Raw genomic sequence first — 7,654 nt, forward strand, 5'->3', positions numbered from 1 at the left:
TCAGATGACCTCCGGGGCCAGCGAGACGATCTTCATGAACTTCTTGTCGCGAAGCTCACGGCCGACCGGGCCGAAGATGCGGGTGCCGCGGGGCTCCCCGTCGTTCTTCAGGAGCACGGCGGCGTTCTCGTCGAACTTGATGTAGGAGCCGTCCGCACGCCGGGTCTGCTTGACGGTGCGCACGACGACGGCCTTGACGACATCGCCCTTCTTGACGTTGCCGCCGGGGATGGCATCCTTCACCGTCGCGACGATCACGTCGCCCAGGCCCGCATACCGGCGGTTGGAGCCGCCGAGCACCCGGATGGTGAGCAGCTCCTTCGCGCCGGTGTTGTCGGCGACCTTGAGTCGGGATTCGGTCTGAATCATTTACTTGGCCTTCTCGAGGATCTCGACCAGCCGCCAGCGCTTGGTGGCGCTCAGCGGCCGGGTCTCGTGGATGAGGACGAGGTCGCCGATCCCGGCCGTGTTGCCCTCGTCGTGCGCCTTGACCTTGCTGGTCACGCGGATGACCTTGCCGTAGAGGGGGTGCTTCACGCGGTCCTCGACCTCGACGACGATCGTCTTGTCCATCTTGTCGCTGACGACGTAGCCGCGGCGGGCCTTGCGGTAGCCGCGGGCGCCGGCGGTGCGGACGTCGTGCTCAGCGTGCTCGTGGCCGGAGGTCTCGTCGACCTCGGCCGCAGCCTTCTTCGCAGTGGCCATCACTCAGTCTCTTCCTTCGCCTCGGCGGAGGTCTCGGCATCCGCCTTCTTCGCCTTGCTCTTCTTCGGCTTGCCGGTCTCGACCGCGGTGGGGGTGGCACGGATGCCGAGCTCCCGCTCGCGGATCACGGTGTACAGCCGCGCGATGTCGCGCTTGACCGCACGGATGCGGCCGTGGCTCTCCAGCTGACCGGTGGCCGACTGGAAGCGCAGGTTGAACAGCTCTTCCTTGGCCTTGCGCAGCTCCTCGACGAGGCGCTGGTCTTCGAACGTGTCGAGCTCGCTCGGGGCGAGCTCCTTGGTGCCGATCGCCATTACGCGTCGCCCTCCTCGCGCTTGATGATGCGTGCCTTCAACGGGAGCTTGTGGATGGCGCGGGTCAGCGCCTCACGAGCAAGCTCCTCGTTGACGCCGGCGACCTCGAACAGGACCCGGCCCGGCTTGACGTTCGCGACCCACCACTCGGGTGAGCCCTTACCGGAACCCATGCGGGTCTCGGCGGGCTTCTTGGTCAGCGGACGGTCGGGATAGATGTTGATCCACACCTTGCCGCCGCGCTTGATGTGACGGGTCATCGCGATACGAGCGGACTCGATCTGACGGTTCGTCACATACGCGGAGGTCAGCGCCTGGATGCCGTACTCGCCGAAGGAGACCTTCGTGCCGCCGGTGGCCTGGCCGCTGCGGCCCGGGTGGTGCTGCTTGCGGAACTTCACTTTGCGGGGGATAAGCATTACGCCGATGCTCCTTCTGCGACGGGCGCCTCGCTGCGCGGGGCACGACGCGGACGGTCGCCGCGGGTCGGCTTCTGGTTCGCCTGCTCGCGCGCGAGCTCCTTGTTCGTGAGATCGCCCTTGTAGATCCAGACCTTCACGCCGATGCGGCCGAACGTCGTGCGCGCCTCGTAGAAGCCGTAGTCGATGTTCGCGCGCAGCGTGTGCAGAGGCACACGACCCTCGCGGTAGAACTCCGAGCGGCTCATCTCAGCACCGCCGAGGCGGCCGGACACCTGGATCCGCACGCCCTTGGCGCCGGCGCGCTGCGCGCCCTGCAGACCCTTGCGCATGGCGCGGCGGAACGCCACGCGCGCCGAGAGCTGCTCGGCGACGCCCTGGGCGACCAGCTGCGCGTCGGCCTCGGGGTTCTTCACCTCGAGGATGTTCAGCTGGATCTGCTTGGCGGTGAGCTTCTCCAGCTCACTGCGGATGCGCTCGGCCTCCGCACCACGACGACCGATCACGATGCCCGGACGGGCGGTGTGGATGTCGACGCGGACGCGATCGCGGGTGCGCTCGATCTCGATGTTGCTGACACCGGCGCGGTCCAGCTGCTTCGCGAGCAGCTGCCGGATCTTGATGTCCTCGGCAACGTAGTCGGCGTAACGCTGACCCGGCTTCGTCGAGTCGGAGAACCACCGCGACACGTGATCGGTGGTGATGCCGAGGCGGAAGCCGTACGGGTTGACCTTCTGTCCCATTACTTGCTCGCCTTCTTGGTTGCTGCGCCGGCCTCGGCGACCTCGGGGGTCGTCAGCACGACGGTGATGTGACTCGTGCGCTTCTTGATCTGGAAAGCGCGGCCCTGTGCACGGGGCTGGAAGCGCTTGAGCGTCGTCCCCTCGTCCACGAAAGCGTTGCTCACGTACAGATCCTGCTCATCCAGGAACTCGCCGGCCTGGTCGGCCTTCACGCGGGCGTTCGCGACGGCGGATGCCACGAGCTTGTAGATCGGCTCACTGGCGCTCTGCTGCGCGAACTTCAGAATGGCAAGGGCCTCTTCGGCCTGCTTGCCCTTGATCAGCGCGACGACACGACGAGCCTTCTGAGGGGTCACGCGGATGTGTCGCACGCGTGCGATGGACTCCACCATTTCTTCTCCTCTAGCCGACGCCTCAGCGACGGCGGCCCTTCTTGTCGTCCTTCTCGTGGCCGCGGAAGGTGCGGGTGGGCGCGAACTCGCCCAGCTTGTGGCCCACCATGCTCTCGCTGACGAACACGGGGATGTGCTTGCGGCCGTCGTGCACCGCGATCGTGTGGCCGAGCATGGCCGGCACGATCATGGAGCGGCGCGACCACGTCTTGATGACGTTCTTCGTACCCGACTCGTTCTGGACGACGACCTTGCGAAGCAGGTGCTCGTCGACGAAGGGGCCCTTCTTGAGACTGCGTGGCATCTTCTGTTCCTACCTACTTGCGCTTCTTGCCGGCGGTGCGACGGCGAACGATGTACTTGTCGCTTTCCTTGTTCGCGTGACGGGTGCGGCCCTCGGGCTTGCCCCACGGCGTGACAGGGTGACGACCGCCGGAGGTGCGGCCCTCGCCACCACCGTGCGGGTGGTCGACGGGGTTCATCACGACACCGCGGACGGTCGGGCGGACGCCCTTCCAGCGCTTGCGGCCGGCCTTGCCCCAGTTGATGTTCGACTGCTCGGCGTTGCCGACCTCGCCGATCGTGGCGCGGCAGCGCGCATCCACGTTGCGGATCTCGCCGGAGGGCAGACGCAGCTGGGCGTACGGGCCGTCCTTGGCGACCAGGCGCACACCGGCGCCGGCCGAGCGGGCGAGCTTCGCACCGCCGCCGGGGCGCAGCTCGATCGCGTGCACCACGGTACCGGTGGGGATGTTGCGCAGCGGCAGGTTGTTGCCGGGCTTGATGTCGGCCGATGCGCCGGACTCGACGATGTCGCCCTGGTGCAGCTTCTCCGGAGCCAGGATGTAGCGCTTCGTGCCGTCCACGTAGTGCAGCAGCGCGATGCGCGCGGTGCGGTTCGGGTCGTACTCGATGTGCGCGACCTTGGCATCCACGCCGTCCTTGTCATTGCGACGGAAGTCGATGACACGGTACTGGCGCTTGTGCCCACCGCCGATGTGGCGGGTGGTGATGCGGCCCTGGTTGTTGCGTCCGCCGGTCTTGGCGAGCGGCTTGAGCAGGGACTTCTCCGGCGTCGATCGGGTGATCTCGGCGAAGTCCGCCACCGACGAGCCGCGGCGACCCGGGGTCGTGGGCTTGTACTTGCGAATAGCCATAATTCTTAGTCCTTCGTCCCGACCGTCAGCCGACTGCCGTGAAGATGTCGATGGTGCCCGACTTGAGCGTGACGACGGCGCGCTTGGTGTCCTTGCGCTTGCCGGTGCCGAAGCGGGTGCGGCGGGCCTTGCCGACGCGGTTCAGGGTGTTCACCGACGCGACCTTGACGGAGAAGATCTTCTCGATGGCGAGCTTGATCTCGGTCTTGTTCGCGCGGGGGTCCACCAGGAACGTGTACTTGCCCTCGTCGATCAGCCCGTAGCTCTTCTCGGAGACCACCGGCTTCAGGATGATGTCGCGCGGGTCCTTGTTCACGGCGGTCATGCCGAGACCTCCTGGGTGGCGGCGGTCTTGGACGCGACGAACGCGTCGAAGGCGGCCTTGGTGAAGACGATGTCGTCGGAGACGACGACATCGTAGGCGTTGAGCTGGTCGAAGCTCAGCACGTGCACGTACTCGAGGTTGCGCACGCTCAGCAGCGTCAGCTCGTCGTCGCGCTCGATGACCACGAGGACGTTCTTCGTGGCGCCCAGCGTGGCCAGGACCGACTTGGCGGCCTTCGTCGACGGGGTGCCGTCGATGCCGAACGACTCGACGACGTGCAGACGCTCGCCGCGGGCACGGTCGCTGAGCACGCCGAGCAGGGCGGCCGCGATCATCTTCTTGGGCGTGCGCTGCGCGTAGTCGCGCGGCTTCGGCCCGTGGACGACGCCACCGCCGGTGTGCTCGGGTGCCCGGATCGAGCCCTGACGGGCGTTGCCGGTGCCCTTCTGCTTGAACGGCTTGCGGCCGGAACCGGAGACCTCACCGCGACGCTTGGTCGAGTGGGTGCCCTGGCGCGCCGCGGCGAGCTGGGCGACGACCACCTGGTGGATCAGGGGGATGTTGGTGTTGACGTCGAAGATCGCGGCGGGCAGCTCCACGGAGCCGGCCTTCTTTCCGTCTGTCTTGCGGACGTCAAGGGTCGTGTCAGCCATGGCCTCAGGCACCCTTCACTGCGTTGCGGACGTAGACGATGCGGCCGCGCGCACCGGGGACGGCGCCCTTGACGAGCAGCAGACCCTTCTCCGCGTCGACGGCGTGCACCGTGAGGTTGAGGACGGTCACGCGCTCGCCGCCCATGCGGCCGGCCATGCGCATGCCCTTGAAGACACGGCTCGGGGTCGCCGAGGCGCCGATCGAACCGGGCTTGCGGTGGTTGCGGTGTGCACCGTGCGAGGCGGAGACGCCCTTGAAGTTGTGGCGCTTCATGACACCCGCGGTGCCCTTGCCCTTGCTGGTGCCGACGACGTCGACCAGCTGACCGGCCTCGAACGTGGCATCCACGGTCAGCTCCTGACCGAGTGAGTAGTCAGCGGCATCCGCGGTGCGCACCTCGGTGACGTGACGGCGCGGCGTGACGCCGGCCGCCTCGAAGTGGCCCTCGAGGGGCTTGGTGACCTTGCGGGGGTCGATCTGGCCGGCGGCGATCTGCACGGCGCTGTAGCCGTCCTTCTCGGGCGTGCGAACCTGGGTGACCACGTTCGGCGCGACCTGGATCACGGTGACGGGGACGAGCTTGCCCTGCTCGGTCCACACCTGGGTCATGCCGAGCTTGGTGCCCAGCAGACCCTTCGAAGTCTTGTTGTTGATGGCAGCCATGTCGAACCTCAGAGCTTGATCTCGATGTTGACGTCGGCCGGCAGGTCGAGGCGCATCAGCGAGTCGACGGCCTTGGGCGTCGGGTCGATGATGTCGATCAGGCGCTTGTGGGTGCGCATCTCGAAGTGCTCGCGGCTGTCCTTGTACTTGTGGGGCGACCGGATGACGCACACGACGTTCTTCTCGGTCGGCAGCGGCACCGGGCCCACGACGGATGCGCCGGCTCGGGTCACGGTGTCGACGATCTTGCGGGCCGAGGAGTCCAGGCCGGCATGATCGTACGACTTCAGGCGAATGCGGATCTTCTGTCCCGCCATTGTCTGCTCACTCTCTTTATCGCGTCTTACGCTTTCGCGCATTGGACGCACGGCGACGCTTGCGCGCCGGGGCACGTGCACCGGCTGTCGCCGGCGATGCTGCACCGCTGTTCTGCTGTCACACCGGGCGCGGTGCGCCCGGACCCGCACGCACACCTGTCCGGGAATCCGGGAGGAGGGGTGCGGGATATGGCGCGCAGCCTGTCGGGATCGAACCCATGCTGCGCTGTTCTGCTGCCCGCGGCCTAGGCTCTCGCCTATGCACTGCCCTGGCAGTGATCCGAGCGCGCGCCGAAGCACACGCTGGAATATGGAACCTCAACAGTCTACGTGCATCCCGGGCGTGTCGCAAACCGACCCCCTCTCCCCCCGCATCTCCCCTCGGTTGCGTCTCTTCTCGGCTGCGTCTCTTCTCGCGAGACAGCCCCCAACTTCGCGAGACATCCCCCAAGTCCGCGAGGCAGCCCTCAAGTTCGCGAGGCAGCCCCCAAGTTCGCGAGGCAGCCCCCAAGTTCGCGAGGCAGCCCCCAGCGGGCCGGCTGTGATCGGCGTTCAGCAGAACCCGATGGATCGGAGGAAGCGGGCGAAGTCGTCGATCGACGCCATCTGCTCGAACCCCCAGCGGTCACAGCGCCACTGCGTGGCGGACTCGACCTTCCGCTGTCGCGCGTCTTGGGCCCTCCGGATGTCCTCGCTCGAGCGCCCAGCGAGAAGCGCCGGATCGCTGTACTTGATCAGTCCATCGAACTCCGCCCACCGGCCGAGCCCCGGCCAGCAGAGGTCGAGCAGCGCGTAGGTGCCGTCTGCGAAGTCGACCCGGTACTGCAGCACCGGGTCGGCCACGCCCAGCTGCCAGCACCACAGGCGCGACAGCGACTCGCCGGGCGATCCCGCGCGGCCGTCCGCGAATTCGACGACGAAGCGAGCCTGCCGGATCCCGCGAGCGCCGGCGTGGGCGATGACGCGACGGCGCACGCGTGCGCGGAACTCCGAGTCCGCAGCGATGTCGTACGTGTTGTGGATGTCGTCCCATGCGACGGCGTGGAGCGCGGCATCCATCACCATCACGGCGGTCTCGACGGACCCGAGCCGGATGACGTCGTATACCGTGCGTTCCAGGGATGTCGACCGCAGCCCCTCCAGCTCGACGATGTCGTCGTCCGGGACCGGAACATGGTGCCGACGCACGTCCGCAACGCTGCGTCGCCCGCGGACATCCGGGCAGATGACGTCGATCCGATCGGCGCGCACCTTGTAGAGCGGGAGGCCGTGGAGCGCGGCGGCCGTCGCGTAGGCGAAGACGCCCGTCTCGACACGCGTCAGCTCCTGGACCGCGTGCGCACGAGTGCGCAGCCGGGCGTCGCCGAACAGATCCGACCACTCCTGCTCGAGCACATACGCACCGCGATGAACACGCATGAGATCTCCGGGCTCCACGCCCACGCGCGGACGCACCCACGGACGCTGAGGGGCCGGAACGATCCGTGCAGATGACTGCGTCTGGTGCATTCATCCACCATGTCGGAACCCACGCATGGGATCCGTGGAGCCGGCACATCTGTGCAGAACCAGCCGGCGACCCGCGCCTGGGGAGGACGCGACGCCGGGATGCCTCGCGAACTTCGGGGATGCCTCGCGAAGTTCGGGGATGCCTCGCGAACTTCGGGGATGCCTCGCGAACTTCGGGGATGCCTCGCGAACTTCGGGGATGCCTCGCGAACTTCGGGGATGCCTCGCGAACTTCGGGGATGCCTCGCGAAGTTCGGGGATGCCTCGCGAAGTTCGGGGATGCCTCGCGTTAACGCAAAGAAGCCGCCCCGGAGGGGCGGCTTCTTTGCAATGGAAGTCCGGCGGTGTCCTACTCTCCCACAGGGTCGCCCCTGCAGTACCATCGGCGCTGAGAGGCTTAGCTTCCGGGTTCGGAATGGGACCGGGCGTTTCCCTCTCGCTATGGCCGCCGAAACA

General features: G+C 67.3%; 13 protein-coding genes and 1 rRNA gene. All 14 read right to left on the reverse strand.

All coding sequences use genetic code 11. From position 1 onward, the window contains the following. Entirely contained in the window at positions 1–369 is a 369-nt protein-coding gene (gene rplN / locus GH740_RS07650) for a 50S ribosomal protein L14 (protein ID WP_153745446.1), read from the reverse strand. After that, positions 370–705 carry a 30S ribosomal protein S17 gene (gene rpsQ / locus GH740_RS07655; protein WP_153745447.1) on the reverse strand — a complete coding sequence of 112 codons (336 nt, stop codon included), beginning with the start codon at positions 703–705 and terminating at the stop codon, positions 370–372. Beyond that, positions 705–1,019, reverse strand: coding sequence for a 50S ribosomal protein L29 (rpmC, locus tag GH740_RS07660; RefSeq protein ID WP_153745448.1), 315 nt, complete (start codon positions 1,017–1,019; stop codon positions 705–707). The genes rpsQ and rpmC overlap by 1 nt, the downstream gene beginning before the upstream one ends. Continuing rightward, entirely contained in the window at positions 1,019–1,438 is a 420-nt protein-coding gene (rplP, locus tag GH740_RS07665; protein ID WP_153745449.1) for a 50S ribosomal protein L16, read from the reverse strand. Before rplP ends, rpmC begins: the two co-directional genes overlap by 1 nt. Continuing rightward, a complete protein-coding gene (gene rpsC / locus GH740_RS07670; RefSeq protein ID WP_153745450.1) occupies positions 1,438–2,181 on the reverse strand; it encodes a 30S ribosomal protein S3 in 744 nt (247 codons plus the stop codon). The genes rplP and rpsC overlap by 1 nt, the downstream gene beginning before the upstream one ends. Next, positions 2,181–2,573, reverse strand: a complete 393-nt coding sequence (gene rplV / locus GH740_RS07675) for a 50S ribosomal protein L22 (protein WP_153745451.1) — start codon at positions 2,571–2,573, stop codon at positions 2,181–2,183. The genes rpsC and rplV overlap by 1 nt, the downstream gene beginning before the upstream one ends. Positions 2,574–2,595: 22 nt before the next feature. Beyond that, positions 2,596–2,877, reverse strand: a complete 282-nt coding sequence (gene rpsS, locus GH740_RS07680; RefSeq protein WP_153745452.1) for a 30S ribosomal protein S19 — start codon at positions 2,875–2,877, stop codon at positions 2,596–2,598. A 13-nt stretch (positions 2,878–2,890) separates the two neighbouring features. Continuing rightward, the gene (gene rplB, locus GH740_RS07685; protein ID WP_153745453.1) at positions 2,891–3,730 is read right to left on the reverse strand and encodes a 50S ribosomal protein L2; all 840 of its coding nucleotides are present in this window, start codon (positions 3,728–3,730) and stop codon (positions 2,891–2,893) included. A gap of 25 nt (positions 3,731–3,755) precedes the next feature. Further along, a complete protein-coding gene (rplW, locus tag GH740_RS07690; protein ID WP_153745454.1) occupies positions 3,756–4,055 on the reverse strand; it encodes a 50S ribosomal protein L23 in 300 nt (99 codons plus the stop codon). After that, a complete protein-coding gene (rplD, locus tag GH740_RS07695; protein WP_153745455.1) occupies positions 4,052–4,708 on the reverse strand; it encodes a 50S ribosomal protein L4 in 657 nt (218 codons plus the stop codon). Before rplD ends, rplW begins: the two co-directional genes overlap by 4 nt. Positions 4,709–4,712: 4 nt before the next feature. Then, positions 4,713–5,372: a 50S ribosomal protein L3 gene (gene rplC / locus GH740_RS07700; RefSeq protein ID WP_153745456.1), complete on the reverse strand. Its 660-nt coding sequence runs from the start codon at positions 5,370–5,372 to the stop codon at positions 4,713–4,715. 8 nt (positions 5,373–5,380) lie between these two features. Continuing rightward, positions 5,381–5,689: a 30S ribosomal protein S10 gene (gene rpsJ, locus GH740_RS07705; RefSeq protein ID WP_029145857.1), complete on the reverse strand. Its 309-nt coding sequence runs from the start codon at positions 5,687–5,689 to the stop codon at positions 5,381–5,383. Between the two features lie 552 nt (positions 5,690–6,241). Beyond that, on the reverse strand, positions 6,242–7,108 hold the full coding sequence (locus tag GH740_RS07710) for a hypothetical protein (RefSeq protein WP_153745457.1): 867 nt from the start codon (positions 7,106–7,108) through the stop codon (positions 6,242–6,244). Between the two features lie 426 nt (positions 7,109–7,534). Further along, positions 7,535–7,651, reverse strand: a 5S ribosomal RNA gene (gene rrf / locus GH740_RS07715). Positions 7,652–7,654 lie beyond the last annotated feature (3 nt).

This window comes from Microbacterium sp. SYP-A9085, from assembly GCF_009649635.1.
GTDB lineage: Bacteria > Actinomycetota > Actinomycetes > Actinomycetales > Microbacteriaceae > Microbacterium.